Annotated in this window: 25 protein-coding genes and 1 pseudogene; 14 read left to right on the forward strand and 12 right to left on the reverse strand. The window is 69.4% G+C overall.

The window, feature by feature from the left end:
- The first annotated feature begins 31 nt into the window (after positions 1–31).
- The gene (locus GA0074696_RS00115) at positions 32–781 is read left to right on the forward strand and encodes an MFS transporter (RefSeq protein WP_231925208.1); all 750 of its coding nucleotides are present in this window, start codon (positions 32–34) and stop codon (positions 779–781) included.
- A gap of 51 nt (positions 782–832) precedes the next feature.
- Here the strand turns inward: GA0074696_RS00115 and GA0074696_RS00120 are convergent, their stop codons facing one another.
- Complete coding sequence (locus GA0074696_RS00120) at positions 833–1,378, reverse strand: type 1 glutamine amidotransferase domain-containing protein (protein WP_088959194.1); 546 nt, start codon at positions 1,376–1,378, stop codon at positions 833–835.
- 116 nt (positions 1,379–1,494) lie between these two features.
- Here GA0074696_RS00120 and rfaE2 point away from each other — a divergent pair, with 116 nt between their 5' ends.
- Together rfaE2 and GA0074696_RS00130 are read left to right on the forward strand one after the other, a co-directional pair.
- A complete protein-coding gene (gene rfaE2 / locus GA0074696_RS00125) occupies positions 1,495–3,417 on the forward strand; it encodes a D-glycero-beta-D-manno-heptose 1-phosphate adenylyltransferase (protein ID WP_088959195.1) in 1,923 nt (640 codons plus the stop codon).
- Entirely contained in the window at positions 3,414–4,292 is an 879-nt protein-coding gene (locus GA0074696_RS00130) for a glycosyltransferase (RefSeq protein ID WP_088959196.1), read from the forward strand. The genes rfaE2 and GA0074696_RS00130 overlap by 4 nt, the downstream gene beginning before the upstream one ends.
- 19 nt (positions 4,293–4,311) lie before the next feature.
- On the opposite strand, the gene GA0074696_RS00135 is transcribed toward GA0074696_RS00130, so the two are convergent.
- Genes GA0074696_RS00135 through GA0074696_RS00145 form a run of 3 tightly spaced genes read right to left on the reverse strand, consistent with a single transcriptional unit; the run spans position 4,312 to position 6,495 of the window.
- On the reverse strand, positions 4,312–5,436 hold the full coding sequence (locus GA0074696_RS00135) for a glycosyltransferase family 9 protein (RefSeq protein WP_088959197.1): 1,125 nt from the start codon (positions 5,434–5,436) through the stop codon (positions 4,312–4,314).
- Between the two features lie 7 nt (positions 5,437–5,443).
- Positions 5,444–5,992: an Hsp20/alpha crystallin family protein gene (locus GA0074696_RS00140; RefSeq protein WP_088959198.1), complete on the reverse strand. Its 549-nt coding sequence runs from the start codon at positions 5,990–5,992 to the stop codon at positions 5,444–5,446.
- Positions 5,989–6,495 carry a DUF2231 domain-containing protein gene (locus GA0074696_RS00145; protein WP_088959199.1) on the reverse strand — a complete coding sequence of 169 codons (507 nt, stop codon included), beginning with the start codon at positions 6,493–6,495 and terminating at the stop codon, positions 5,989–5,991. Before GA0074696_RS00145 ends, GA0074696_RS00140 begins: the two co-directional genes overlap by 4 nt.
- Before the next feature lie 157 nt (positions 6,496–6,652).
- Here GA0074696_RS00145 and GA0074696_RS00150 point away from each other — a divergent pair, with 157 nt between their 5' ends.
- Entirely contained in the window at positions 6,653–7,273 is a 621-nt protein-coding gene (locus tag GA0074696_RS00150; protein WP_088959200.1) for a pyridoxamine 5'-phosphate oxidase family protein, read from the forward strand.
- 20 nt (positions 7,274–7,293) lie between these two features.
- On the opposite strand, the gene GA0074696_RS00155 is transcribed toward GA0074696_RS00150, so the two are convergent.
- Positions 7,294–7,854 (reverse strand): hypothetical protein, encoded by a 561-nt coding sequence (locus GA0074696_RS00155; protein ID WP_088959201.1) that lies wholly within the window; start codon positions 7,852–7,854, stop codon positions 7,294–7,296.
- A 60-nt stretch (positions 7,855–7,914) separates the two neighbouring features.
- Complete coding sequence (locus tag GA0074696_RS31300) at positions 7,915–8,856, reverse strand: suppressor of fused domain protein (RefSeq protein ID WP_231925512.1); 942 nt, start codon at positions 8,854–8,856, stop codon at positions 7,915–7,917.
- Between GA0074696_RS31300 and GA0074696_RS31550 the strand changes: the two genes are divergently transcribed.
- Entirely contained in the window at positions 8,785–9,429 is a 645-nt protein-coding gene (locus tag GA0074696_RS31550; protein WP_088964271.1) for a GNAT family N-acetyltransferase, read from the forward strand. The genes GA0074696_RS31300 and GA0074696_RS31550 overlap by 72 nt on opposite strands.
- Before the next feature lie 133 nt (positions 9,430–9,562).
- Here GA0074696_RS31550 and GA0074696_RS32470 read toward each other — a convergent pair.
- Positions 9,563–10,249, reverse strand: a pseudogene (locus GA0074696_RS32470) (phosphotransferase enzyme family protein); the annotation flags it as partial.
- A gap of 301 nt (positions 10,250–10,550) precedes the next feature.
- Between GA0074696_RS32470 and GA0074696_RS00175 the strand changes: the two are divergent.
- Positions 10,551–11,648, forward strand: a complete 1,098-nt coding sequence (locus GA0074696_RS00175; protein WP_088959204.1) for a hypothetical protein — start codon at positions 10,551–10,553, stop codon at positions 11,646–11,648.
- A gap of 131 nt (positions 11,649–11,779) precedes the next feature.
- Here GA0074696_RS00175 and GA0074696_RS00180 read toward each other — a convergent pair whose 3' ends face one another.
- Positions 11,780–11,959 carry a hypothetical protein gene (locus GA0074696_RS00180; protein WP_157745739.1) on the reverse strand — a complete coding sequence of 60 codons (180 nt, stop codon included), beginning with the start codon at positions 11,957–11,959 and terminating at the stop codon, positions 11,780–11,782.
- A gap of 517 nt (positions 11,960–12,476) precedes the next feature.
- Between GA0074696_RS00180 and GA0074696_RS00185 the strand changes: the two genes are divergently transcribed.
- The 5 genes from GA0074696_RS00185 to GA0074696_RS00205 all read left to right on the forward strand — a co-directional run bounded on the left by GA0074696_RS00185 (position 12,477) and on the right by GA0074696_RS00205 (position 16,786).
- The gene (locus GA0074696_RS00185; protein WP_231925209.1) at positions 12,477–13,361 is read left to right on the forward strand and encodes a S1 family peptidase; all 885 of its coding nucleotides are present in this window, start codon (positions 12,477–12,479) and stop codon (positions 13,359–13,361) included.
- A 275-nt stretch (positions 13,362–13,636) separates the two neighbouring features.
- A complete protein-coding gene (locus tag GA0074696_RS00190; RefSeq protein WP_088959207.1) occupies positions 13,637–14,230 on the forward strand; it encodes a helix-turn-helix domain-containing protein in 594 nt (197 codons plus the stop codon).
- Positions 14,227–15,630, forward strand: a complete 1,404-nt coding sequence (locus GA0074696_RS00195) for an MFS transporter (protein WP_088959208.1) — start codon at positions 14,227–14,229, stop codon at positions 15,628–15,630. The genes GA0074696_RS00190 and GA0074696_RS00195 overlap by 4 nt, the downstream gene beginning before the upstream one ends.
- 43 nt (positions 15,631–15,673) lie before the next feature.
- A complete protein-coding gene (locus tag GA0074696_RS00200; protein ID WP_197700800.1) occupies positions 15,674–15,988 on the forward strand; it encodes a hypothetical protein in 315 nt (104 codons plus the stop codon).
- Positions 15,989–16,159: 171 nt separating this feature from the next.
- Positions 16,160–16,786 (forward strand): class I SAM-dependent methyltransferase, encoded by a 627-nt coding sequence (locus GA0074696_RS00205; protein WP_088959209.1) that lies wholly within the window; start codon positions 16,160–16,162, stop codon positions 16,784–16,786.
- A gap of 441 nt (positions 16,787–17,227) precedes the next feature.
- Here the strand turns inward: GA0074696_RS00205 and GA0074696_RS00215 are convergent, their stop codons facing one another.
- Together GA0074696_RS00215 and GA0074696_RS00220 are read right to left on the reverse strand one after the other, a co-directional pair.
- A complete protein-coding gene (locus GA0074696_RS00215; RefSeq protein WP_088959210.1) occupies positions 17,228–18,007 on the reverse strand; it encodes a transposase family protein in 780 nt (259 codons plus the stop codon).
- 82 nt (positions 18,008–18,089) lie between these two features.
- Positions 18,090–19,331: an IS701 family transposase gene (locus GA0074696_RS00220; protein WP_157746159.1), complete on the reverse strand. Its 1,242-nt coding sequence runs from the start codon at positions 19,329–19,331 to the stop codon at positions 18,090–18,092.
- Between the two features lie 694 nt (positions 19,332–20,025).
- On the opposite strand from GA0074696_RS00220, the gene GA0074696_RS30570 reads away from it, so the two are divergent.
- On the forward strand, positions 20,026–20,484 hold the full coding sequence (locus GA0074696_RS30570; RefSeq protein ID WP_157745740.1) for a hypothetical protein: 459 nt from the start codon (positions 20,026–20,028) through the stop codon (positions 20,482–20,484).
- 426 nt (positions 20,485–20,910) lie between these two features.
- Here the strand turns inward: GA0074696_RS30570 and GA0074696_RS30575 are convergent, their stop codons facing one another.
- The gene (locus GA0074696_RS30575) at positions 20,911–21,825 is read right to left on the reverse strand and encodes a hypothetical protein (RefSeq protein ID WP_157745741.1); all 915 of its coding nucleotides are present in this window, start codon (positions 21,823–21,825) and stop codon (positions 20,911–20,913) included.
- 1,151 nt (positions 21,826–22,976) lie between these two features.
- On the opposite strand from GA0074696_RS30575, the gene GA0074696_RS00225 reads away from it, so the two are divergent.
- Positions 22,977–23,252, forward strand: a complete 276-nt coding sequence (locus GA0074696_RS00225) for a hypothetical protein (RefSeq protein ID WP_088959212.1) — start codon at positions 22,977–22,979, stop codon at positions 23,250–23,252.
- 175 nt (positions 23,253–23,427) lie between these two features.
- On the opposite strand, the gene GA0074696_RS00230 is transcribed toward GA0074696_RS00225, so the two are convergent.
- Positions 23,428–24,219 (reverse strand): DUF5753 domain-containing protein, encoded by a 792-nt coding sequence (locus tag GA0074696_RS00230; protein ID WP_172894098.1) that lies wholly within the window; start codon positions 24,217–24,219, stop codon positions 23,428–23,430.
- Between GA0074696_RS00230 and GA0074696_RS00235 the strand changes: the two genes are divergently transcribed.
- On the forward strand, positions 24,154–24,615 hold the full coding sequence (locus tag GA0074696_RS00235; protein ID WP_088964272.1) for a tyrosine-type recombinase/integrase: 462 nt from the start codon (positions 24,154–24,156) through the stop codon (positions 24,613–24,615). The genes GA0074696_RS00230 and GA0074696_RS00235 overlap by 66 nt on opposite strands.
- Positions 24,616–24,660: the final 45 nt, after the last annotated feature.

The following is a 24,660-nucleotide window of genomic DNA, read 5'->3' on the forward strand; positions in this document are numbered from 1 at the left end:
GGCCGGCTGACGCTCGGCGACCATGCCGCCCGTGAGACTGCTCCGCCGGCTGGCCCTGGACCTCACGCCGCTGCGTACCTCGCGGGACTTCCGGCTGGTCTTCGCCGCGGCGGGGGTGTCCGGCTTCGGGTCGTTCATCACCTACGTGACGCTGCCGTACCAGGTGTACCAGCTCACCGGTGATCCGCTGCTGGTCGGCCTGCTCGGCGTCTGCGAGCTCGTACCCCTGCTCCTGATGGCCTTCGTCGGCGGCGCGCTCGCCGACTACCTGGACCGGCGGCGGCTGGTGCTCGGCGGCGAGATCGGCTTCACGCTGCTCTGCGGGGTGTTGCTGGTCAACTCGCTGTCGGCGGCGCCGCGCCTGTGGCTGCTCTACGTGGTGGCGGCCGCGACCGCGGCGCTGGACGGGGTGCAACGCCCGGCCATGGAGGGGCTCACCCCCCGGATCGTCACGCCCGACGAGATCCCGGCGGCGGGCGCGCTGAACTCGCTACGGATGGACGTGGCCCAGCTCGGCGGCCCGGCCGTCGCCGGCGTGCTGATCGCCTCCGTGGACCTGGCCTGGGTGTACGCCATCGACCTGGCCACCTTCGCGTTCTCGCTGGCCTGCCTGGCGCTGGTCCGGGCGGTCCCGCCACCGCCGGCCGCCGGCCGGCCGTCGCTGCGCTCGGTGGTCACCGGCCTGCGGTACGCCCGCAGCCGCCCCGAACTGCTCGGCACCTACCTGGTCGACATCAAAGCGATTGCCCCCACCCGCGTCACCCCCGACCCGGCCCGTTGATCATGAAGTTGTTGTCCCGACCCGCCGGACCGGTCGACAACAACTTCATGATCAGCGCGAGCCGAACTCTTCGACGATCGCGGTGCAGAAGGCGGGGAGGTCGGCGGGTTTGCGGCTGCTGACCAGGCCGTTGTCCGTCACGACCGGCTCGTCCAGCCAGGTGGCGCCGGCGTTGGTGAGGTCGGTGCGCAGGCTGGGCCAGGAGGTGATCCGCCTGCCGCGCACCACGTCGGCCTCGACCAGCGTCCACGGGCCGTGGCAGATCACCCCGACCGGCTTGCCGGCGTCGAAGAACGCCTTCACGAACCGGACCGCGTCCGGGTCGGTCCGCAGGAAATCCGGGTTCGCCACGCCGCCCGGCAGCACCAGTGCGTCGTAGCCACCGGCGTCCGCGTCGGCCACGGTCACGTCGACGCCGTACGTCGTGCCGTGGTCGAGGTGGTTGAAGGACTGGATCGAGCCGGGCTTGAGCGACACCAGCTCCACCGTCGCGCCCGCCCGCTCGACCGCCTGGCGCGGCTTCACGTACTCGACCTCCTCCACGCCGTCCGCGGCGAGGAAGGCGATCCGCCTGCCCTGCAGTGTCGTCGCTGCCATGTCGTGTTTCTCCTCTCCGGGGTGTCCCTCGTCGGTTCCCGGGCCCGAATGCCCGAAACGTGGCGCCCGGCCGCCGGGGATGTTTGGCCCGGGACCCTCGGGGGAGTCGGGAAGGCATGGCAGGAGCAGCAGCGGAACAGCGCCGGCTGGCCACCGTCGTGGAGAGCTGGCTCGGGCGCCCGGTCCTGGTCGTCGGGGACGCCATGCTGGACGAGTGGCGGTTCGCCGAATCCGACCGGCTCTGTCGCGAGGCGCCCGCCCCCGTCCTCACCCTGCGCCGGCGCATCTCCGCCGCCGGCGGCGCCGCCAACACGGCGGTCAACATCGCCACCCTCGGCGGCCGGGCGCTGCTGGTCGCCCCGGTCGGCGCCGACGTGGCCGGCGACGAACTGCACGACTGCCTGGACCGGGCCGGGGTCTGGGACCGTACGGTCGGTCAGCCGCACCGGCCGACGCCGGTGAAGCGGCGGATGCTCGCCGGCAACCAGATCCTGCTCCGGGAGGACTCCGGCGACCCGGAGGACGCGCTCGACGACGACGGGGTGCGGGACCTGCTCACCGCGCTGGACTGCGCGACCGAGGAGCTGAAGGCGGCCGCCGGTGGCGCCACGCCCACCCTGGTCGTCTGCGACTACGGCCTGGGCGCGCTGCCCGCGCCGGTGCGCGCCTGGCTGGTCGCCAACCGCGAGCGCTACACCACCGTCGCCCTGGACGCGCACGACCTGGCCGACTGGCGGGGCCTCGCCCCGACCGTGGTGACCCCGAGCTTCGCCGAGGCGACCCGGCTGCTGGCCCGCGCCGCCGCCGGCTTCGGCGCCGCGCCGCGTCCCGCCGGCCGGACCGCCGCCGGCCCGGACCTGCACCTGGACCACCCGCCGGTCGACCCGGCCGACGGCCCGTCCGAGCTGATTGTCGGCGCGGCCCCGGGCGGCGCCGGCGCACGCCTCTCCGCCACCGGTGATCGGTCCGGTGTGGTCGGCACCGGTCCGACCGGCGAGCCCACACCCGGCGAGGACCGGGTGGCGATGACCGGCGACGGGCTGAGCGTCACCGGCACCGGGGTCACCGTGAACACCGCCGCCGGCGACGGCGTCGACCGGGCGGTGCTGGCCGAGTCGCGGCTGGAGGAACTGCGCGAGCACACCGGCGCGGACGTGGTGGCGGTGACCCTGGACACCGAGGGGGCGGTGGTCGGCGGGGCCGACGGGGAGCCCCGGCGCAGCCACAGCACACCCGTCCCGGCCAGCCACGCGGTCGGCGCCGGGGACGCGTACCTGGCGGCGATGACGCTGGCCCTGGCGGCCGACGCGCCGCTGCCGACCGCGGCCCAGCTGGCCCAGCTCGCCGCGACCATCACCGTGTCGGACACCGGCACCTGCGTCTGCCGCCGAGAGGACCTGCTCGCCGCGCTGGGCACCACGGCGGACGGTACGGCCCACCCGACGCTGGTCGGCACGGCCGAGCTGGCCGCGATCGTCGGCGACCACCGGCGCGCCGGCCGCTCGATCGTCTTCACCAACGGCTGCTTCGACGTGCTGCACCCCGGACACGTGCGCTACCTGGAGCAGGCCCGCGGGCTGGGCGACCTGCTGGTGGTGGCGGTCAATTCCGACGGCAGCGTCCGCCGGCTCAAGGGCCCGGACCGGCCGGTCAACCCGGTCGAGGACCGGACCGCCCTGCTCGCCGCGCTGTCCTGTGTGGACCACGTGGTGGTCTTCGAGGAGGACTCACCGGCCGCGCTGATCGAGACCGTCCGGCCCGACGTGTACGTCAAGGGCGGCGACTACCCGCCGGAGATGGTGCCGGAGGCGCCGCTGGTGCGCCGGCTCGGCGGTCAGGTCCGCACCCTCGGGTACGTGCCGGACCGCTCCACCTCGGCGATCATCGAACGGATCCGCGCTCAGGCGACCCCGTCGCCACAGCCAGCGCAGTCGACCCGGTCGCCGCAGGCCACCCGGTCGGCGCAGTCCACCCGGTCGCCGCAGTCCACCCGGTCGGCGCAGTCCGGAGCCCCGCAGCGGATGGGCAGGTCGGCGTGAACCGACCGCTCGACCTCGGCAGCGCCGAGGAGTTCCGCCGGCCCCGGCAGCTCGACGTGCTGATCCCGACCCGCAACCGCCCCGCCGAACTGGCGGTCACCCTCTCCGGGCTGGCCGCCCAGGAGGGCGTACCCGGGTTCGGGGTGGTGGTCAGCGACCAGTCCGACGGCGAGCCGGCGTACACGCACCCGGCGGCGGCCACCATGGCCCGGGCACTGCGCCACCGGGGACACCCGGTGCTGCTGACCCGCCGGCTGCCCCGGCGCGGGCTGGCCGAACACCGCGCGTACCTGCTGGGCCGCTCGGCGGCGCGGTACGTGCTCTGTCTCGACGACGACGTGTGGCTGGAACCGGGCACCCTGCACCGGCTGGTCACCGCGATCGGCGAGCTGGGCTGCGGCTTCGTCGGCAACGCGGTGCACGGCCTGTCGTACGCCGACGACGTGCGCCCGGAGACCCACGCCCACTACGAGGAGTGGGACGGCCCCGTCGTGCCCGAGCGGATCCGGCCGGACACCCCGCAGTGGCAGCGGGCGTCGATCCACCCGGCGGCGAACCTGCTGCACGTGACCCGCAAGCTGGACCTGCCGCCGGGCGCGTGGCGGGCGTACAAGGTCTCCTGGATCGGCGGTTGCGTGCTCTACGACCGGGCGGCGCTGGTCGACTCCGGGGGCTTCGACTTCTGGCGGCGGGTGCACGAGCGCCACCAGGGCGAGGACGTCGCCGCGCAGCTCGCCGTGATGGCCCGCCACGGCGGCGCCGGCGTGCTGCCCAGCGGGGCGTACCACCTGGAGTCGCCGACCACGGTCACCGAGCGGGAGGTGGAGGCCTGGGAGGTCGTGCTCGCCGACTCCGACACCCCGCAACCGGCCTGAGCCGGGTCGTCGGGGCAGGTCAGCGCGGTGCGCCCGGTTCCGGGCGGAGCAGCTCGGCGGCCGCCTCCAGCACCTCCACCACCGGTACGTCGGTGACGAACGAGTCCCGGTGCGGGCACTCGCCGTCGCCCGGCCGGTGCGGGTAGATGCCCGGGGTGCAGTCCACGCCGCAGACCGGGCAGTGCGTGGTCCAGGAGGCGATCGGCCGGTGCCGGGCGCGCAGCGGCGTCGCCCCGTTGATCAGGTTGCCCAGCCAGTAGATGCCGACCGTCGAGGTGCCGACCGCGCCGGCCAGGTGCAACGGGCCGGTGTCGTTGGAGACGACCAGCTCGCACCCGGCGTACGCGGCGGCCAACCCGCCCAGGCTGAGCGTGCCGACCTGCGGGCGTACCGGCACGCCGGCCGCCACGACCACCGCGTCGACCAGTTCCCGCTCGGCGGGGGTGCCGGTGACCAGCACCTCGTATCCGTCGCCGTGCAACGCCCGGGCGACCTCGCCGAAGCGCGCGGCGGGCCAGCGCCGGCGGGTGTCGGTTGCCCCCGGGTGCAGCGCCACCCGGGGCCGGTCCGGCTCGCCGAGCACCGCCAACGCCTCGGCCCGGTCCGCGTCGGTGACGGCCAGCGCGGGGATGACGGTGGTGGCCGGCGCGCCGACCAGGGCGACCACCTCCAGGTAGCGGATCACCTCGTGCTGGTAGTAGACGTACCGGATCCACCGGTCCAGCGGCGGCGCGTCCTCGGCGCGCAGCCCGGCGGTGACCCGGGCGCCGAGCCGGCTCATCAGCGGGTTCGAGTTCGCCCCGCCGCCGTGCACCTGCAACGCCAGGTCAATGCCCTCCTTGGCGGTCCGCTCCAGGAAGTCGTCCATCGAGGCGGACGGCTCGTCCGGGCCGGGGTCGCGGATGCCGGGGGCCGGCGGGACCACCAGCACCCGGTCCACCGGACCGGGCCGGTCGCGCCAGAGCTTCGCGTGCCACGGCGCGCCGAGCAGCACGATCTCCGCCTCCGGGTACGCGGCCCGCAGCGACTCCAGCGCGGGCAGCGTGAAGATGAAGTCACCGAGCGCGTTGGCGCGCAGCACGGCGATGCGCCGCACGTCGGGCACGCGCTCGCCGACCGGGCCGAGCAGGGACGCCGTGGCCACCCGGACCCTACGGCCGGTCGATCTCGTCGGCGATGACGTCCGGGTGGTGCATCTCCCGGTCCGCCGCCGGATCGGCGAGGCTGCCCGTACCAACGGCGGCCGGACCGCCGCGGTGGCCGGCGCGGCCGACGGTGATGGTGCGCGGCGCGGCCCGCTTCGCCCGGGGCAGGCGGACCCGCAGCAGGCCGTGGTCCATCACCGCGTCGATGGCGTCCGGGTCCACCCGGGACGGCAGGTCGATCCGATACTCGAAGCCGCGGGTCTCGAAGCCGCCCGGGATGCCGTGGTCGGCGTTGACCTCCGCCTCGGAGCGGGCGCGCACGCACAACTCCCGCTCGTCCAGCTCGACAGCGACCTCCTCCGGCGCCACGCCGGGCAGCCGGACGACCACCTCCCAGCCGTCGGCGGTCTCGGTCAGCTGGACGTCCGACGTGCCACCCCGGCCGCCGACCAGGCGGCTCAGCTCCGACCGCAGCGACTGGAGCTCCCCCATCGGGTCCCAGCCCTGCTGCCGACCCCGCCATCCGCGGCCGAAACCGCCGGGCTGTTCCGTCATCGCACGTCTCCGATCCGCTGGGTGGCCGCCGGGGGCCGCAGTGAGCTGGGGGCGTCGAGGCCGGCCTCCCGGTCCACCCCGACGCCGAGCCGGTCGACCAGTTCGCCACCGAGCCAGGCGCTGACGCCGAGAATCGCCACACCGACCACCTCGATGGCGATCAGCGCGCCGCCGGCCGCCCGGGAGTCGGCGTTGAGCCGGACCGCCCAGACCGCGGCGAAGAGCAGGATGACCGCCACGTTCGCGGCGGCGTGGGTGAGCGCCACCCGCTTCGCGCGGGTGCCGGCCGGGATGGCGAGCAGGTCGAACGTCCCGGCCGCGGCGGCCAGCAGGCCGCCGACCAGGCCGACCGTGATGTTCCAGTACGCCACCTCGCCGAGGAAGTCGGGGCCGCCGACGGTGTCGACGATGTCGAAGAGCGTGCCGACGACCAGGAGCGCCACCGGGAACATCACCAGCATCGGGTGCACGGGGTGCCCGAGCACCTTCAGACGGCTCTCCATGGTGGGCCTCCACTGCTCGGCTCGGGGGGCGCTGTGTGAGCCGGTACCCGCCGCTCCGGTGGGCAAACCTCGCGCTCGCCACGCCCGCCTAGGCTGTCGGACGGCGGTCGGCGTCCGGTCGGGCCGCCACCGGGGTCAACGCACGGGGGAGGCGGACGTGACGGTGGAGATCACCTCGCACGAGGAGCTGCGCGACCTGCTGGGGGCGCCGATGCCCCGAGCGGTCGCCAAGGAACGCGTCGTGCTGCACGAACGGGACCGGCAGTGGCTCGCCGCCTCGCCGTTCTGCCTGATCGCGACGGCGGGGGCGGACGGCAGCTGCGACGTCTCGCCCAAGGGCGACCCGGCCGGCTTCGCCAAGGTGCTGGACGAGACGACCCTGGCCATCCCGGAACGGCCGGGCAACCGGCGCGCCGACGGCTACCGCAACATCCTCGACAACCCGCACGTCGGCCTGATCTTCCTGATCCCGGGCCGGACCGACACCCTGCGGATCAACGGCCGGGCGCGGCTACTGCGGGACGCGCCGTACTTCGACGACATGGTGGTCAAGGGGCACCGGCCGATCCTCGCGATCGAGGTCCAGGTGGAGCAGATCTTCTACCACTGTTCCAAGGCGTTCCTCCGCTCCCAGCTGTGGAAGCCGGAGACCTGGCAGCCGGACGTGCTGCCGACCCGGGCCCGGCTGATCAAGGAGGTCGAGAACACCGCGGAGAGCCTCGCCGACCTGGAACGCCGCTACGGCCCGGAATACCTCAACTCGTTGTACGCGGGCTAGGGACGACCGCCACCGGACCGTCAGCGGGGCGGCAGGCCGATGCGGAACCGCCGCTGACCGTCGGTCAGCTCCGGCCAGTCGTCGGGCTCGTCCGAGGCGATGCGTTCCGGGTCGGGCACCCGTAGTTGCACCCGGACCGCCCGGATGAACTCGTGCAGCGAGGTGCTGAGCCTGGTCTCCGGCGGCACCCCGCCGAACTCCGCCGCCCGGGTGTCCTCGTGGCCCTCGGCGACGCGGAGCACCGCCCAGGAATGCCGTACCACCATCCGGGCGGCGCGCTGGACCCGCTCGTCACCGACCAGGCGGATCTGCTCCAGCAGGGCCAGCAACCGCTGCCGCTCCTCCTCCGTACGGTCGTGCTGGGCGGCGGGATCCGGCGCGCCGGTCATCCGGGTGATCAGGTGGCGGAAGACCCGGACCGTGGACGCGAACTCGACGCTCAGCTCGTAGAGCGGGGCGTCCCAGCGGGTCGCCAGCTCGCGCCTCTCCTTGCGCCGCTCGACCAGCAGGGACGGGACGAGACCGATCAGCGCCCCGACGGCGAGGGTGAGGATCGTTGCGCCCAGAGCCGACCAGTCCACGATGGAAGCCTAGGCGGGTTCGCGTACCCCCGGCGACCCTGCGGCGTCGCGCGCTGCCGCCTAGCCGACCTCGGCGACGACGGCACCCTCCTGGTCGCGGATCTGCGACCGGGCGATCTCGACGACCAGCTCCGGTGCGCTCGCCAGGTGGTACGTCCCGGCCACCGGCCGCAGCACCTGGATCAGTTCCGGGAGCACCGCCGGCGGTAGCTGGATCTCGAGGAATCCGTCGCCGGCGTCGGTGAGGGCGACCTGCTCGCCGGGCCGGAATCCGACGCTACCGTTCTGCGCCTCGATGAGCAGGCCGCGACCGAACGGCAGGCGCGCTCGCAGCACCCGGCCGATGCGCTCTGCCGCGTTCGCCCCGATGGTCACCGTGGTCGTCGACTTCCGGCGCGCCCAGCCGCTCTTCTCCGTCCGCCAGCCGGCCTCCTGGACGAACAGCGAGCCGGTGGAGGACCCATCCCGCCGGGCGCCCTCCTCGACGGCGGTGGCGACGCCGGGTACGTCGGTCAGGTCGCCGCGACGGAGGTCGGTGACGAGCAGGGGCAGGCTCGGCGCCATGGCCGCGAGCAGGCCCTCGGCGTCCCAGCGTTCGATCGCCGAGTACTCGTCGAGAGTCAGCCCGACGATCTGCAGGAACCGGAGCCGGCCGTGCGGAGTGTCGATCACACCGAGCTCGGGGTCGTCGGCGAACGCTATCGCCCGGATGGCGGTGTCGGGCTCCGCCAGTGAGATCGGGCCGTTGAGGTCGAGATGGTGACCGGGCGCGAACGGGTTGCCGGAGTGGAAGACGTAGCGGGCGAGGTTCTGCAGGAAGTTGGCCGGTGTCGACCATGAGCGGAGACTGTACGCCGAGCACAGGCCGGCGCGACGGCCGCTCGCGCCCCGGGTCCGCGCGGTCGGTCCGGCGAGCTGATACTGGGCGGCATGTCTGAGCCGGCGCTGCCGATCCGTACCGAGCGACTGCTCCTCCGCCCGTACCGGACCGACGACGTGGATGCCCTGCTCGCGTACTACAGCGACCCGCTCGTCGCCCGCTACATCCCGTGGGAGCCGTGGACGCGCGACTTCGCCACGACGGTGGTCACCAAGCGGCTGAGCAGCACCGGGATCACCGGGCCGGAGTCCCGTCTCGCGGTGGTGGCGGAGCACGAGGGCGAGGTCGTCGGCGATGTGATCCTGTGGCCGGCCGACGAGACGCTGTCCCGCGGCGAGATGGGATGGGCCTTCCACCCGGCGGTCTCCGGCCGCGGGTTCGCCACGGAGGCGGTCCGCGCGGTCATCGACGTGGCCTTCGCGCACTGCGGCATGCACCGGGTCATCGCCCATGTCGATGCCCGCAACGAGGCGTCGGCGCGGTTGTGTGAGCGGGTGGGCATGGTCAAAGAGGCGCACCTGCGCCGCGACCACTGGACCAAGGGCGAGTGGACGGACACCCTGATCTACGGGCTGCTCGCCGAGCAGTGGCAGGGTAGCCAGACCCGGCCGCCTCTTGTCGCCCGATCCCGGCTGACCCGCTCAGCCATCGGCGGGCGTCCTCCAGGCCCTTCTCGTTCTCCTCGTCGCCGCTGATCCCGGTCAGGTCGCCTGCGGCCAGCCGGCGGGCGAAGTAGTCGGCCTGCACCGCCCACCGGAAGCGCAACATCGTCGACAACCCGTTCTCCACCTCGGCCCGGGTGACGGTCCGGCTCGTCAGATACGCCTCGATCAGGCGTTCGGCGTGGCGAGGACCGCCGACGTACATCGCTGCGGAGGCAAGGTCGTAGAGCAGTGGACCGTCGACCGCCACGCTCCACTCGATCAGGCCGCAGGTCCCGGTCAGCTGGTCCGGTCGAAACGCCTCGGGAGCGGGGTCGGTGTGCAACAGGCCCCACGTGAGAGTCGACGGATCCAGAGCTTCGTACGCCGCCACAGCGGCCGCGACCGACGGCCGGATCCAGGGACGGACCGCCAGGTGCGCGGCCTGGAGGTCCAACCAGTGGAACCGATCGGCGTGCGCGACGGAAACACCGCGCAACACCTGATGCACCCGGCCGAGGGTCCGTCCCATCAAGCGCTGATCCTCCGGGGTACGGCCGGAGAGTTCCTCCCCGTCAACCCAGCGCAGCAGCGCGAGAGGGGTGCCGTCGACATCCGCGACGATCTGCCCCTGCCTGGCCGGCACCGGAGCGCCCGCCGGAACCCCTGCCGTCGTGACGTGGCGGGCGACCGTGAGTCCGGCCACCAGGGACCGACGGGAGCCGGGAGCTACTGCCTTGGCGACCCATCGCTCGTCTCCGACGATGACGAACCACGTAGCGGAGTTCATGCCACCGTGGTGCGGCTGCACCGTCGGGTCGGCAGGGCCCCATGCGTCGGCCAGACACCCACGCAGCCTCTGCTCGGCGATCACCCGGTGCAGTCAAGCAGCGAAGGCCGCGACCGGCGACCGACTTTGGCCGGGGATCTTTCTTCGATGATCAAAGACGCCAGCGCCCGCCCGAGGCGTCATCTCGAGTGCCAGGGCTGGGCTGTGGCCGGTATGCGTCATGGCACCAACGTGCCGGCCTCCAACCATTGCCCACGTCGAGGCTGACCAGTTCCCTTCACTCACGACCGCCTCCCGCACCGGTTTGATCAACAAGGTTGGAGATAGCGTGAAACGCACCGCCATCGCTGGCACACCGCTGACCAGCAGATCGTGGTACTCCCGGATGTCCGCGTCCGTCGGCACGGCGACGGCCCTCGCCGTGCTGGTGGCTCCCTCCGTCGCCTCGGCGAACACGACCGACGGGGCACCGGCGGCGATCCCGACCACGGCGGCCGCCGCCGGTTTCGCTCCCACGTCCACCTCGTGGACCAGCCCCACCGACGGCTGGGTGCTGGGCTTCGCGCCGTGCCGGGCCGGTTCATGCCCGACCCTGGTCAGCACGTCGGACGGCGCACAGACCTGGCAGCAGCGCACCGCCCCACGGGTGCCGTCCACCCCCGACCAGACGAAGATCCACTTCGCCAACCAGCTCGACGGGTGGACCACCGACGGGCAGGCTCTCATGGCCACCCACGACGGTGCCGGCACGTGGCGGCGCATGCGGCTGTCCGGCGCTGTCGGCTCGGTCAGCATCGCCAAGTTGGCTTCGACGGACCGGTACGCCTATGCGATCGTCACCTACGGGATCGGAAGCACCAAGACCACCCAGCTCTACTCATCGCCCCTCGGCGAGGACAACTGGCAGCCGGTGGCCGGCGTCGCGGTATCGGGCAGCGGCGGGTGGGACATCGCCACCCACGGTTCGGCCGCCTACGTCGCCCTCGGCGTGATCCACACGTCGCTCCGGATGTGGTCGGCAGCCGACGGCAGTGGCTGGACCGAGGTCGAGCCGCTCTGCTCGGTCGACGACGCGGTACGGCTGAGCAGCACCAAGCCCGATCACGTCGAGGGCATGTGCAGCTTCAGACCGGAGCGCGGCTACATGGAGAAGCAGCTGGTCGAATCGGCAGGCAGCGCGGCCCCCGTCGTGCTGGGGTACGCGCCCAACACGGGAATCACCACCGGGTTCACGACGACCTCGGCCGGTACCGCGGTCGTGGCCGGCGTCGGTGCGGGCGCGAGCTGGCTGCACGCCAGCTTCGACAACGGCGCGACCTGGGAGACGCCCCTGGCGATCCCCGACGTACAGCTCCCGCTGCTCGACCTGGACTTCCAGGACGCCACGCACGGCGTGGTGGTCTGGGGTGGACCCGCATGGTCGGGAGCCGCGGTGTACCGCACCACCGACGGCGGTCACACGTGGAGCCAGCTCACGCTCTGACGTCCAGGCGGTCCGGGGACCCTTTCGACCCCCGGACCGCATGGCCCGCACGACCGCTTCGCGCTCGCTCCCGGCGACACATCGACCAGTCCGGGCAGAGCGCCCGGTCTATTCCTCGTAGCGTCCGGCACTCACCACAGCCGGCCCGGAAAGCGCGTGGTGACCTCTTGGAGGATCCAGCCATTGCTGTCCGGGTCATTGAACGAGGCGAACGAGAAATAGCTCCGCCGGTCCGGAACCAGCCCCGGAACCCGCCCTTGAGCGTTCGCGCGGGGCAGGCCACCGGCGGCGTCATGGAACACCTCGCTCACCTCGACGCCGCAGCCAACCAGCTCGGCCCGGGCCGCCGGCGGCACGCAGGCCGGCTGGTCACCAACCCATGTCGCGGCTGACGTCCGCCCTTGCGACCGCGACCGCGACCTCGTCCTCGGTCGCGTGGGACACGTCCGTCTCCTCCAGACGCGTCAGGGTCCATCAAGGCCTGCTTCTGCGCCGGATGGCTGGTTGGTACCGGGTCCAGGTTGAATCCCAGCAGCTGAGCCCCGCGCGAGTGGCCAGCGGTTACCCCAGCCGACCCCGTTCGCTTGCGCCCCGCCGTCGCCCCGAGCTGATCAGCCAACTTCGAGCCCGTGATCAGCAGTGCCGGCTCGAAGGTTTCATAACCTGCACGTTCGTCCATCGGCGTGCATCTTGCAGCTTGATTGATGCATGCCGATACTGACGGAAGCGTCTGTCGGGAGGACGACATCGACTGACCAGGCGATGCGTTTCCCGAGACGAGTCACGGGACCTCACCCATCCGGTCCTATCACTCCCGAGGAGGAGTCAGTGAGGATCACCAGCCCAACCCGCAGTCGCGTCGCCCGATCCGCCCAACTGTTCGCCGTAACCGTCGGCATGGTCGTCACCACCGCACTCGCCGCGCCGACCGCCGTGGCGGCCTCCCCTCAGACCTACAGCGCCAGCGACCTCTCGGCGGTGAACGACGCAGTGCAACGCTCGGGCGTCGAGGGCATCGCCTGGTACGTGGACGTCACATCCGCCCGGGTCATCGTGACCGCCGACGACAGCGTCTCTCGCGCCGAGATCGCGAAGATCAAGCAGACTGCCGGCGCCAAGGCCGGTGCGATCCGGATCCAGCGGGCATCTGGCGTCTTCACCCCCCTGTTGTCCGCTGGTAACGCCATCTACGGCGGCGGCTACCGTTGCTCGCTCGGCTTCAACGTCGTCAGCGGCAGCACCTACTACTTCCTCACCGCCGGACACTGCGGGAATGTGGCCAACACCTGGTACACCAACTCCAGCCTCACCACTCTGATCGGCCCGACCGTCGGCTCCAGCTTCCCGGGCAACGACTACGCGCTGGTCCGCTACGACAACACCTCGCTCACCCACCCGGGCGGGTTCGCCGTCGCGGACGCCTATGTCGGGGAGTCGGTCAAGCGCACCGGTTCGACCACCGGCACCCACAGTGGAACCGTCACCGCGCTCAACACCTCGGTCCGCTACGTCGGTAAGGGCGGCGGCACCGTGAGCGGCATGATCCAGACCAACGTGTGCGCCGAGCCCGGCGACTCGGGCGGCCCGCTCTACGACGGCAGCAAGGCACTCGGCATCACCTCCGGGGGCAGCGGTGACTGCAGGTCCGGTGGCACCACGTTCTACCAGCCCGTACGCGAAGCGGCCAACGCATACGGCGTGACCGTCTACTGATCCATCCGGGTACGGCCCGGCCGACAGGGTTCCTGCACTGCGGCCGGGCCGTCCGCGACCAGGCGGGGCCCGCCGGACGAGAAGGGCTCCCGGCCCGTCCCGCCGACCTCTTGGGACTGGATGCGGACCGCTCGCTGCCGGTGGGCCGCGCACGCCTCGGCCGGGTTGGTGTTCCGGCTTCACTGAACCTGTCAAGCGCGTACGGCAGTCGTTGACGTCATCGCCGGGGAAGGAGCGGGGTTGCCCGCGTCGATCTGAGAGATTACTTTCGAGACATGTCTCTCACGAATCCGTACGGAGATGTGGAGCTGACCTCTCCGCAGGCGCTGCGGGCGTTGGCTCATCCGGTACGGCTGGCTTTGCTTGATCGGCTGCAGCGACACGGCCCCGCGACGGCCACCCAGCTTGCACCGCACGTCGGTGCCACGCCATCGGTCGTCAGCTGGCATCTGAGGCACCTCGCTTCCTTCGGTCTCGTCACCGACTGGGACGGGGCGACGAGTAAGCGAGAGCGGTGGTGGCAGGCGGCAGGTAGGGGCTTCCGGTTCACCATGCCCGACGATGCAGAGGGTCAGGACGCGGCGCGGCAGCTGCGCGCCGAGATGTTCGCCCGATCCGCGGAGGCGCCCGTGCAGTGGTCGCTGCAGGACGAGCCGCGGCTGGATCCGGAGTGGCGAGCCCTGGCGGGGTTGGCCGATACCCGGTTCGCCGTTACTGCTGACGAGTTGCGGAAGCTCGAAGAAGCGATCGAGGCACTGCTCGCGCCGTACGTCCGGCGTAAGGATGGCCAGTTGCCGGACGGTGCGCGGCTCGTCCGGATGCTGCGCTATCTGCTGCCTGAGCCCGGCGACGACCCGGCGGCGTCATGACCGCCGCCAGCACGAGGCCCACGGCGGTCCTGCGCGACAATCGGCGTTTTCGAACTTTCTGGGTCGGGGAAACCATTTCCCAGTTCGGCGACCGAATCAGCGAGCTGGCCCTGCCGCTGATCGCTGTCACCGTCCTCGCCGCGACGCCCGCACAGGTCAGCATCCTCACCGCACTGATCTGGCTACCGAACCTGCTGGGCATGTTCGTCGGCGCGTGGGTGGACCAACGGACCCGCAAGCGCCGCCTGCTGATCGTGGCCGACCTGGTCCGCGCGGCGGTGCTGCTCAGCCTTCCGGTGGCCTACCTACTGGACGTGGTCACGCTGACTCAGCTCTATCTGGTGGCCCTGCTCACCGGGGCTGGCGCGGTCCTGTTCAACATGGCGCGCCAGGCGTTCTTCGTCGCTCTGGTCCCGCCGTCGGCCTACGTGGAGGCGAACAGCAAGCTGAGTCTGAGCCGTGCGGCCTCGTTCGTGGCGGGGCCGGCCCTCGGCGGCGGCCTGGTCCAGGCCCTCACCGCCCCGGTCGCGGTCCTCGTCGACGTGGTGTCCTTCCTCGGCTCCGCGCTGTTGATCGGCCGGATTCCAGTGGCCGAGGCCCGGCCGGCGCCACCGCGGTCATCGACGCTTGGCCTGGTCCGTGACGGACTCGTCCTGGTGCTGCGTCATCCGGTGATGCGCGCCGCTCTCGGCTGCACCAGCACCGTCAACTTCTTCACCCTCATGACCAACGCACTGCTCGTACTGTATGCGAGCCGCGAGCTTGGTCTGTCGGCCGGCGCTATCGGCCTCGCGTTCGGCGGCGGCGCGGTAGGTGGGCTGGCTGGTGCGGCATTGGCACCTCGGGTCTCCCGCACCATCGGGCTGGGCCGCACCGCGATGATCGGAGTGGTTCTCTTTCCTGCTCCCTTGGCGCTGACAGCGTTCGTGTCCGGGCCGACCTGGGCCCGAATCGCGGCGCTCGCGGCTATCGAGATGGTCTCCAGCGTCGGCGTGATGCTGATGGACGTCAACCTCAACGCCCTGCTCACCTCGGTCACGCCCGACGACGCGCGTGGACGGCGGGCGGGCGCGTACAGCGCCGTCAACTACGGGATCAGGCCGGTTGGAGCGCTGGTCGGCGGCTGGTTGGGCACCACCATCGGCCTGCGACCGACGCTGGTCGTCGCCGGCCTTGGCGGTGTCCTCGCCGTGCTGTGGCTACTCGCCTCGCCGGTGCGTCACATCGCCACCATCGACGAGCCGACTGGCACCTCGCCTGTTGAAGGGCGGCGGAGCGGGTCACCCCCCAACCCGCGCAACCGACCAGACCCTCCTCCTGCATCAGCTGGACCACCTCATCGGGATGACGGGGCGTCTTCCGAGGCAGGATCCCGTGCCGCTGCGCCGAATGGACCTTGAGCGGGAAGCGTGAGGTAGGTGCTGCCGCCATCGGGAACAGCAGGTGAAGCGCATCTATCGATACTGTCGGGTGGATCTGTACACCCCGTCGAGGATCACCGCGACCCGCGACAACGGCGACATGCTCGTCGACCGTCACCACCTTGATCCCTTAACCGGGCGCTTCGAAGTGGAACGCACAGTGGTCCGCGACGGCCACGCCCGCAGGCTCGCTTTCGTCAAACGGTTGTTCGCCTTTCCTGAACTGCGGGACTGGTGTACTGAGGCGGGGTTCACCGACGTGACCGGGTACGGCGAGGATGGCCAGCCGCTCAGCATTGATCACAATCGCATGGTCTTGATCGCGGATCTGCCGTAGCCCTCGTCCGCTCTCTGATCGCAGGTGACGCAGGCGACTGCCTGGCGCACTGAACTCGGCATGTGAGTGCGCCCCAGGCGCTCAGGTGTGACCGACTGTAGCCGGGTCGACTGAGCAACCAAGGCGTTAAATGAATCGGCAAGCCACGCCGAGGCTCGTAGCGTCCCCCGGATGGGCAGCAACGACGAGCGTGACTTGGTCCGACGCGGGTACGACGCACTCTCTTACCACTACCGATCGGACGACGCTGACGACGGTCCGTACGCTCCGTGGCTCGTCGACTTACACCGGCGCCTACCCGCCTCAGCAGCGGTCCTCGACCTCGGATGCGGCTGTGGTTTGCCGGTCGCCCGCTTCCTCGCCGACGCTGGGCACCACATCACCGGCGTCGACATCAGCGACGTACAGATCGAGCGGGCACGCCGCCTGGTGCCGACCGGCACCTTCCTCCGCGCCGACGCCACCCGACTCGACCTGCCACCTGCCTCTTTCGACGCCGTGGTCTGCCTTTACGCTCTCATCCACATGCCCCTGGCCGACCAACCGCGGCTCATCAAGAGAATCGCCACCTGGCTACGCCCCGGCGGCTGGCTGCTAACCACCGTCGGTAACAGCGCCTGGACCGGCACCGAGGACAACTGGCTCGACGGCCCCGCCGCCATGTGGTGGAGCCACGCCGACGCCCTCACCTACCGCTCATGGCTGCAACAGGGGGGACTGACAATCGTCGCCGAGGACTTCGTCCCGGAAGGCACCAGCGGACACGCCCTCTTTTGGGCACAGCGTCGACGGAGCTGACCCCGGTCCCTCGACGCTCCGACTCCGGGAACCTCCGCCAGCTCATCTCGATGTTCGGCTGGGCCAATCGTCAAGCATGTCCTGGGACGGATCTGTGACGACCTGGACGCGGTTGCCAACCGGCTGGACGAGGCGTTCGCGGCGCGGGATGCGACTCTTTGCGGATCGGCACCCCGGACGGCGGCGTGATCGACCTCGGGAAACGGCGAAGCCCAGGCCGTTGACCTGGGCTTCTGTACCGAGCCGCCTGACGGAATCGAACCGTCGACCTACGCATTACGAGATCAAATTGCCCGTCCCGCCGACCTGGGCACTTGGAGGTCTAGCAGGCGGAAACGCCTCTCGCCATCTCACACCGCTCCCCCGCCGTCGGTCGACCTCTTGCGGTCTAAGGGACGTCTCGTAACTGGGTGAAGGCGTTGCCCGGGGCCAGGCCGGCGGTCAGCCGGCGAGGATGATGTTGTGGAGGTTGGCGATGCCGGAAGCGGCGTCGGCCAATGTGTGGGCGGCGCGGCGGTAGTCGCGCAGGATTTTGAAGCACTTCATCCTGGCTAGAACATGTTCGACTCCGGCGCGGACGGTGCGGTGCTCGACATTGAGGGCTTCCTTCCACGCCGGCAGGTCGCTGCCGTCGGCGGGCTTGCGGTACGGGATGATCACCTCGGGGTTGCCGCGGTAGCCGCCGTCGGCCATCACCGGGCGCCCGTCCAGCTTTTGGTCGATGCCGCTGGTGCGGTAGACGATCGTGTCGTTGCGGTTGCCGGGCTGGGGGTCGCCGACGGCGATGACCAGGCGGGTGCTGGCGTCGATGGCGATCTGCAGGTTGGTCGAGTACCGGTAGTTCTTGCTCCTGGGGGCCAGGCGGTGATCGCGGGTGGGGATCAGGGTGCCGTCGACGATGGCGATCTGGTCGACCGGCCGCCGGCGCACCGGGGCCAGGGCAAGCAGCGGGCCGAGGGTGTCGATGACCCGGTGCGCTGCGGAGTGCGACACCCCGAACAGCGGGCCGATCTGGCGCATGGTCAGGTTCGTGCGCCAGTAAGTGGCCACCAGCAGCACCCGGTCGGGCAGGTCGAGGGCCCACTGCCGGCCTGGCCGGCCGTCTGCGATGGCGTCACCGCCACGCCCGGCGACCAAGCGGACCAGCTTGCGGAACTGGGCGGGCTGCAGCCCCGTGAACGGAAAAATCCACTCAGAGCGGGCTGCGCTGATCACCTGCACCCCGGCATCTTGGCCGATCGTCCTCAGCAGACAGACACCGGGGTTACGAGACGTCCCTTAGTACTCCAGCCGGAGATCGTGATCACGGTTCGGTGAGGGATTGTCTGGCGTAGTGACTGGCTCGGGCCCGGGCTTGGTGCCGCCGTCGCCAGAGCGACCATTTGAGCTGGTCGGTGCGGCGTCGGCTGGGTTCGATGACCAGGGCGTTGAACAGGCGGTGGAGTTCGTTGACGGTCAGTGGGATCAGGCCGGACGGGCTCGGTTGGGTTCGGCGAGCGGTGGCGACGGCGAGGAAGGCGTGGGCGAGGATCGCCAGGGTGGTCCATCGATGCCAGGAGCGCCAGCACCGGTTTTGGTGCTGGTCCAGGCCGAGGGCCGTCTTCGCGGTCTGGAACGACTCTTCGATCCTCCAGCGGCGGCCGGCCACGCATACCAGCGCACCCAGTGGCGCGAGCTGGGGTGACCAGCAACGGTAGAAGGCCAGCTCACCGGTGCGCCGGTTGCGGCGGATCAGCAGCCAGTGATGGCCGGCGTGCACGTCGGCGTGCGCGGGCAACGGCATCCAGGCCCAGTCGTAGTAGCGGTGTCCCTTGGCGCCGGCACCGGCCGAGACCCGCTGCCAGGCGGCGCGGGGCAGATCGGCGGCGAGGTGGTCGACGCGCCGGCCGCCGATACCGGTGGTCACTTGGTGGGAGCAGGCCACCGCCAGGACGTAGCCGAGGCGGTGACCGCGCAGCGCGGCGGCCAGCCGCGGATCACCGCCGTAGGCCTCATCGCCGGCTACCCACCGACACGGCAGCCCGGCGGCGACAGCGGCGTCGATCATCCGTGCCGCCAGCTGCGGCTTCGTCGCGAACCTGACGTCGTCGGGGACACCGGCCTCGCTCCCGCGTGACGGGTCCTCACACCACACCTTTGGTAGGTAGAGCGCCGCGTCGATCAGGGCGTGACCGGCCTCGGCGGCGTAGACCAGATGCACCGCCAACTGACAGTTCTCGACCTTCCCGGCGGTACCCGAGTACTGGCGCTGCACCCCGACGGTGTGACGACCCTTCTTCAGATCCCCCGTCTCGTCGACGACCAGAACCGCGTCCGAATCACGCAGGTGCTCCGCGACGAACTCACGCACGTCCGCGCGGACCTGCTCGTCGTCCCACTTCGCCCGGGCGAGCAGGTCCTGCATCCCGTCGGGTGAGGCGTCCCCGGCGTGCTCGGCAATCGTCCAGCAGTTCTTCCGCAGCAGCGGCGCCAACAGACCCCGCACGAAGTCCCGCACCCGTCGACGTGGCTCCGGCCTGCGAAAACGCACCCCGATCGTCACCATCAGCTCGTCGAACAACACCCGCCACCGCTGGGCGTCTACCCTGTAAGCCGCAGCCACCGCCGCGTCATGGTCAGTCCACACAACCGTCCATGCTCGACGGTGGCTGCACCCGCTCCAGCCCCGGGTGAACCCTCACCCCGACTCAGATCAACATCTCCGGCTGGAGTACTAGCCCTATAACAGTTGTTGTCGAACAAGGCCGAGACTGGCTTGACTATCTAGGGCTCGGCATCAACACCCTTGCCACGCTTGCAGGGCTCACTGGCCTGTTCCTGGCAATCAGGGCTTACCAGGTGAGTCACCAGTCGTACAAGATTGCCAGAGAGCAGGGACGAGAGACCTTTGAGCTCGAAATCCTGCGAGAACTAGGTAGCGAGTTAGATAGGACGCTTGATTCGGACTCCTGGGATACGAGAAACGATCAGCTACCTCACACGGGTTCGGCTGTCGCTTCGGGATTGACGGCCTTGCCTGAAGATGAATTGATGGTATGGCGGTTGGTGGCGAAACCCAGAGAGCCAGGCGACGATTTGCAGGATATTTGTGAGGCTCCTGGTGTGCAAAAGTATCTGGCCACTGGCCAAGCGGAAAGCCTTAAGGCTGCAATCGTTTGGACGATGCTTGACGAGGCACTGGAGGCAACGAGAAAGAGGGTTGTATAGCGTCCTTGACCAACTGTGCTGCAATGTTCTATGTGGAACGTGACTGGTTCGATTGGGCAAGCCTCGTCTTCAACACGCTAGCTACCAGTGCAGGTCTGGCGGGTCTGTTCATTGCCGTCCGAGCATACAAGGTGGCGAAAGAGCAGGGACGCAAAACCTTTGAGCTAGAGCTTTTGCGAGACATGCTTACCGATATTGATTCGATGTTCGACCCAGACCGGCTATCCGCGCCTGGACGTATTCCTAAACCAAAGCCTGGTTCGTATGCCAGGATGCTGCTTCTTCCCGACGGCGAGGAGGAGTTAGGGCTCTGGGTAGATGTCTACGAGTTCCACACCGGCAGGAAGCCAGAAGAGGAAGTCATGAGGCATCACCTAGTTGCTAAGCGTATCGACGAACTAGATAACCCACCGGACCAGGCAACTAAGGGTGTCGTGATTGCAGCTTTGCATGATCAGGTGCAAGAGGCAATCCAAAAGAGAACCGGCTAGCCGCAAATAAGAGAAGGCCCCTGACCTGCCGTGCCCCCACCGCCGTTGATCCTCGGCACCCGCGTCAACAGGCACGGCGACCGAGGGACTACGAGATCAAGTTGGAGACCTGCACCCACCTGGCCTCGACTCGTTTGACGTGCGGAAATGCCTGTCAGCATCTCTCAGTGTCGGTGGTCGCGGTCCGACCTCTTGAGGTCTAGGTGAGGACTGCTGCCGGCCGCACCGCCGGCCACCCGATCCCTAGCCTCAAAGATCTTGTCTCCAGCCCCATGGCCGTCCTCCGGTGGTTCGATGGCGTTGCTGTCAATCGGGATCCGCCGACCCGGTCGAGCTTGGGGCCAGGCCGGCGCCGGCCATCAGCAGAGAAGTTCTGCGGGATTTAGTAGTTTCGCGCCGAAATCCACCGCCGACCTCCGCTCAGGTCTACTTCGGCCGGCCGGGCCATTTCTCCACAATTTCATCGCATCTTGGCTGCGGCTTCGGCTTCACTGTCAGCGGAAAAAAGTATGTATAGACAGGCCTTCCCAGCGCTTCACTTAGCTTGATGAAGGTGCCGCATGGGATGCGAGTCACCACGTCAGCCGTCGGAACCGTCCGTACCGCTGCAGAGTCCTCATATAGCAGCGTCGTCAATTCATCTGTCTGGCCGATTATAAACGCTGTTTCCGGCCACGCTTTACCCTTCAGTCCAATCACGTTGGCCGGCAACCACATGCCCTCCCACATGACGAGGAGTAGGCCAATAGCTAGAAGTGCGGCACGTCTACCGCCCGGCCCCTCGATCTGAAAGAGCAACCCCTTAAGGTCATTCCGAATTCTTTTTCTCCAAGCCTCCCGGTCCTCCTGGCCCTCTTGACCGGCCCCCCTCTCCCGGTTAGCGCGGATCCACCGCCGGCGGAGGGCATTTAGTTCAAGGAGAAAGAGAACGGCGATCGCAATCGCGTAGATTAGATCCAGCAATAGGAGCCCAACAAGCATCGTTCCATAAATCATGGTTAACGCTTGACTATCACCGAACCGCTCCCGCAACTGAGTCCCAGATCGGCTTAACGCCGTAAAGCCGGCGACAATCAGAATCATTGGCAAGACTGGCAAATACGTACCCAGCATCAGCGCCTGCACGTTTAGGCTTGCCGCGACTGATTTCAGAACGACCTCATCGCCATTTGAAACCACATACACACGCACAGCTGCGACAACGGCTGGGATCAGCGTCAGGGCTAGCGCTAGCTGCGCAACCCTATGTTCGGACCACCATTGCGCCTCCCTTGAGGATGATTCGCCACGCGCCGCCACTCCTGCTGCTCCTCTTTCTCCCACGGAGGGCGATTGTTCCATGGAATCGCAAGTGTGATGAGCGAGAAGAGCGCCGGAAGTTGGCGGATCTCCTCGTCGGGCAGTCTCCGACCGTCCAGCCTCCCCGGACGGGGACAAGGTGGAGCGCCCTACCGGACGAACGACCTTGTCCCCGTCCGGGGAGGCTGGTAGCCCTTGTGGTGCCCGACGAGGTGATCCGCACCCGGCTGATCTCTGAGGAGGGCCGGGGTTCGGGGCGGAGCCCCGAGGTCTTCCAGGACTTAGTCATCCCAAGCGTGGCCGGGTCGGCCCGGCCAATGCCGGCCGGAGGTCGCCAGCAGGCCGGGGCCGGGCCGGCGCGGCCCGCTTGCGGGCCGCCTTGATCCATAAGAGAACAATTCGGCAACCTTCGACCGGCACGCGACCCGGCACCAGCGACCTCGATCTCCGGCAGGTCGTTCAGCGTTTGCGCCCGGCCTGTGATCCCACGGCAACGCGCCGCCTCGAAACGACAGGAGGCCCCTGCTTGCCACCGGTCACGCCGCCCTGAACCCAGGGGAGAGTGATGTGCGAGGTGCTCAGTAAGCGGAGCGTAGCCCCTCTCGTGATCTCGTACGTAAGTTCTAGCTAGAGGGTCGCGCCGGCCCGCGGGCGCGTTCGTTTGAGAAATACGGACAGTCATGTCCACACTGTGGCGCGTCTCACACAAATATTCCGCGACACGGCCCACGGAATCCGTCGACCGTTGGCGGTCGAAACGCTCTGACCTGCGTTTATGCGTTTCGGGCGTCTCATGGGTGATACGCGGGTCCTGAACGGGTGCAGTCTTATGCAGTCCGGGCTGCTCCGGTGTACTCAGTAATGCTCAGGTGCGAGCGCTGTGCGAGGAGTGGCCAGATAGACACAAGCGCGGCGTCCCGCTAGCGTTCTCCACCAGCGGGACACCGCGCCACATGAATGTAGTTACCCGACTCCGAGTTAAGGCCTCGGACGGGCTGACGCAGAAGGTGTTGCACCACCGGAATGCGTCAACGCACAACTTAGCGCTGTGCGCGACACGTCGCCAGTAGGGGACGGGTAGAACCTGCCCCATCAGGGCGGAGGGCTTCTATCCGTCGCCCTATAGGCGACTACGCAGCGTTACGTGTGACCGTCCGGTGACTTGGCTCGGGCCGACCGAAAGGTTGCCCCCGATGGCATCGAACCACCCGGGCGACGCCGCCCGGATCACCAAGCTCGCGGCCCACCTGGGTTCGGCGAGCACGCAGGACGTCACCGCCCCCTTACAGTACGTCATTCCCACCGCTGTGCCGCGCGGCCGCCAGATTCCGTTGAGCACGGCAGGGTACTTGGTGGTTGCGGTTCTGGTCGGCGTCGCCGCCAATCAGTACCCCGACGTGGTGGCACCGGTAAGTCTGGCACTCGCCACGTTTCTCACGCTGGAGCGGCTGCACCGGTCGATCCACTGACAGCGCGCGCGCCCCCCGCACCACGTGCCAGTGCGGGGGGCACTGTCCCTCCATGGGGAGCCGATTCGATAGCCCCTTATCCGGGCTTGGCCCTGCACGGCGACCATGACACGAGATACACGAAGATCGGGGTCGTCGTGAATCCTCGTAAGCGATCTCTGGTGCGAACGCCGTACTAGTTCGGGAGGTCCTGGGCCGCGCGGACGATGAGTCTGCGGGCCTCTTCATCGGTGACGGCTCCGCTCCAGAGTCGTTCGATGGCCTTGGCGTATGCGGCGGCTTCGTCGTCGCGGTGGGTGGTCTCGCCGACGAAGGTTTCCACGATGGCGATGTCGTCGTACATCTGGAAGGAGTTCTGCGGGGTAGTGGCGAGCTGGACACCGAGGGGCAGGATGCCGAACCGGATGTTCGGTACGCCGACGACGGTTTGCAGGCGGTCGAGCTGGCCGCGCATGACCTCGGGCGGGCACAACAGCCACCGCAGCACGGGCTCGGCTAGCAGGAACTCGAACCGCTTGCTGGTGTCGTACAGCAGGTGTTGACGCTGCATCCGGGTGGCTACGGCGGCGTCCACGTCGGCTATGTCGAGGTTGTGCAGCTCGACCATCTCGGTGAGGATGCGCCGGGCGTAGTCGGCGGTCTGGAGTAGACCGGGCACGTAGACGGTCTTGAAGTGCCGAATGAGGCGCGACTCGGCGACGAGCTGGTTGTAGCTGTCCTGGACCGCGGCTTGACCCTGGCGCATCCGGCGACGCCAGTCGCGGTGCACGGCCTGGACCTCACCAAGCATCCGCAGCAAGTCCTGGGCGGCGTCGTCCGCACCGCAGGCACGCGCCCAGGCGTAGAGGTCGGCGGGTCCGGGCATCTGCGGGTGTCGCGGCTGGATCTGCTGCGGCGTCGGATGACGGTGGCGGTGGCGTTCGCGGAGGTTGGCGGGGAGCTCGTCGAGGGGACGCCAAAGAATCACCAGCGCCGGTCGGTGCCTATTCCGCGGTTCCTCGTCGACGAGCTGGCCGTCCACGTCGCCGGGAAGCGTCGGGACGCGCTGGTGTTCACCGCCCCGAACGGCGGGCCACTGCGCAATACCAACTTCCGGTCGCGGGTCTTCGCGCCGGCTGCGGCATCGGTCGGGCTGGCGGGGCTGACTCCGCACGACCTGCGGCACACGGCGGCGAGCCTGGCCGTGGCGGCGGGGGCCAACGTCAAGGCGGTGCAGCGGATGCTCAGGCACGCCTCGGCGTCGATGACGCTGGACGTGTACGCGGGGCTGTTCGGTGACGACCTGGACGCGGTCGCCAACCGGCTGGACGAGGCGGTCGCCGCACGGGACTATTCAAGGACTCGACCCCCAGCGGCGGCGTGATCGACCTCGGGAAACGGCGAAGCCCAGGTCGTTGACCTGGGCTTC

This window comes from Micromonospora purpureochromogenes (genome assembly GCF_900091515.1).
Taxonomy (GTDB): Bacteria; Actinomycetota; Actinomycetes; order Mycobacteriales; family Micromonosporaceae; genus Micromonospora; species Micromonospora purpureochromogenes.

Bases quoted from the DNA above. Each gene is read 5' to 3' on its own strand.
- GA0074696_RS00140 (WP_088959198.1), bottom strand. From the start codon at position 5,992: ATGACGGAACAGCCCGGCGGTTTCGGCCGCGGATGGCGGGGTCGGCAG.
- GA0074696_RS00235 (WP_088964272.1), top strand. From the start codon at position 24,154: ATGACGGTGGCGGTGGCGTTCGCGGAGGTTGGCGGGGAGCTCGTCGAG.
- GA0074696_RS00120 (WP_088959194.1), bottom strand. From the start codon at position 1,378: ATGGCAGCGACGACACTGCAGGGCAGGCGGATCGCCTTCCTCGCCGCG.
- GA0074696_RS00225 (WP_088959212.1), top strand. From the start codon at position 22,977: ATGGCATCGAACCACCCGGGCGACGCCGCCCGGATCACCAAGCTCGCG.
- GA0074696_RS00145 (WP_088959199.1), bottom strand. From the start codon at position 6,495: ATGGAGAGCCGTCTGAAGGTGCTCGGGCACCCCGTGCACCCGATGCTG.
- GA0074696_RS00220 (WP_157746159.1), bottom strand. From the start codon at position 19,331: ATGGTGACGATCGGGGTGCGTTTTCGCAGGCCGGAGCCACGTCGACGG.
- GA0074696_RS30575 (WP_157745741.1), bottom strand. From the start codon at position 21,825: ATGGAACAATCGCCCTCCGTGGGAGAAAGAGGAGCAGCAGGAGTGGCG.
- GA0074696_RS00175 (WP_088959204.1), top strand. From the start codon at position 10,551: ATGTCCGCGTCCGTCGGCACGGCGACGGCCCTCGCCGTGCTGGTGGCT.
- GA0074696_RS00205 (WP_088959209.1), top strand. From the start codon at position 16,160: ATGGGCAGCAACGACGAGCGTGACTTGGTCCGACGCGGGTACGACGCA.
- GA0074696_RS31550 (WP_088964271.1), top strand. From the start codon at position 8,785: ATGTCTGAGCCGGCGCTGCCGATCCGTACCGAGCGACTGCTCCTCCGC.
- rfaE2 (WP_088959195.1), top strand. From the start codon at position 1,495: ATGGCAGGAGCAGCAGCGGAACAGCGCCGGCTGGCCACCGTCGTGGAG.
- GA0074696_RS00190 (WP_088959207.1), top strand. From the start codon at position 13,637: ATGTCTCTCACGAATCCGTACGGAGATGTGGAGCTGACCTCTCCGCAG.
- GA0074696_RS00195 (WP_088959208.1), top strand. From the start codon at position 14,227: ATGACCGCCGCCAGCACGAGGCCCACGGCGGTCCTGCGCGACAATCGG.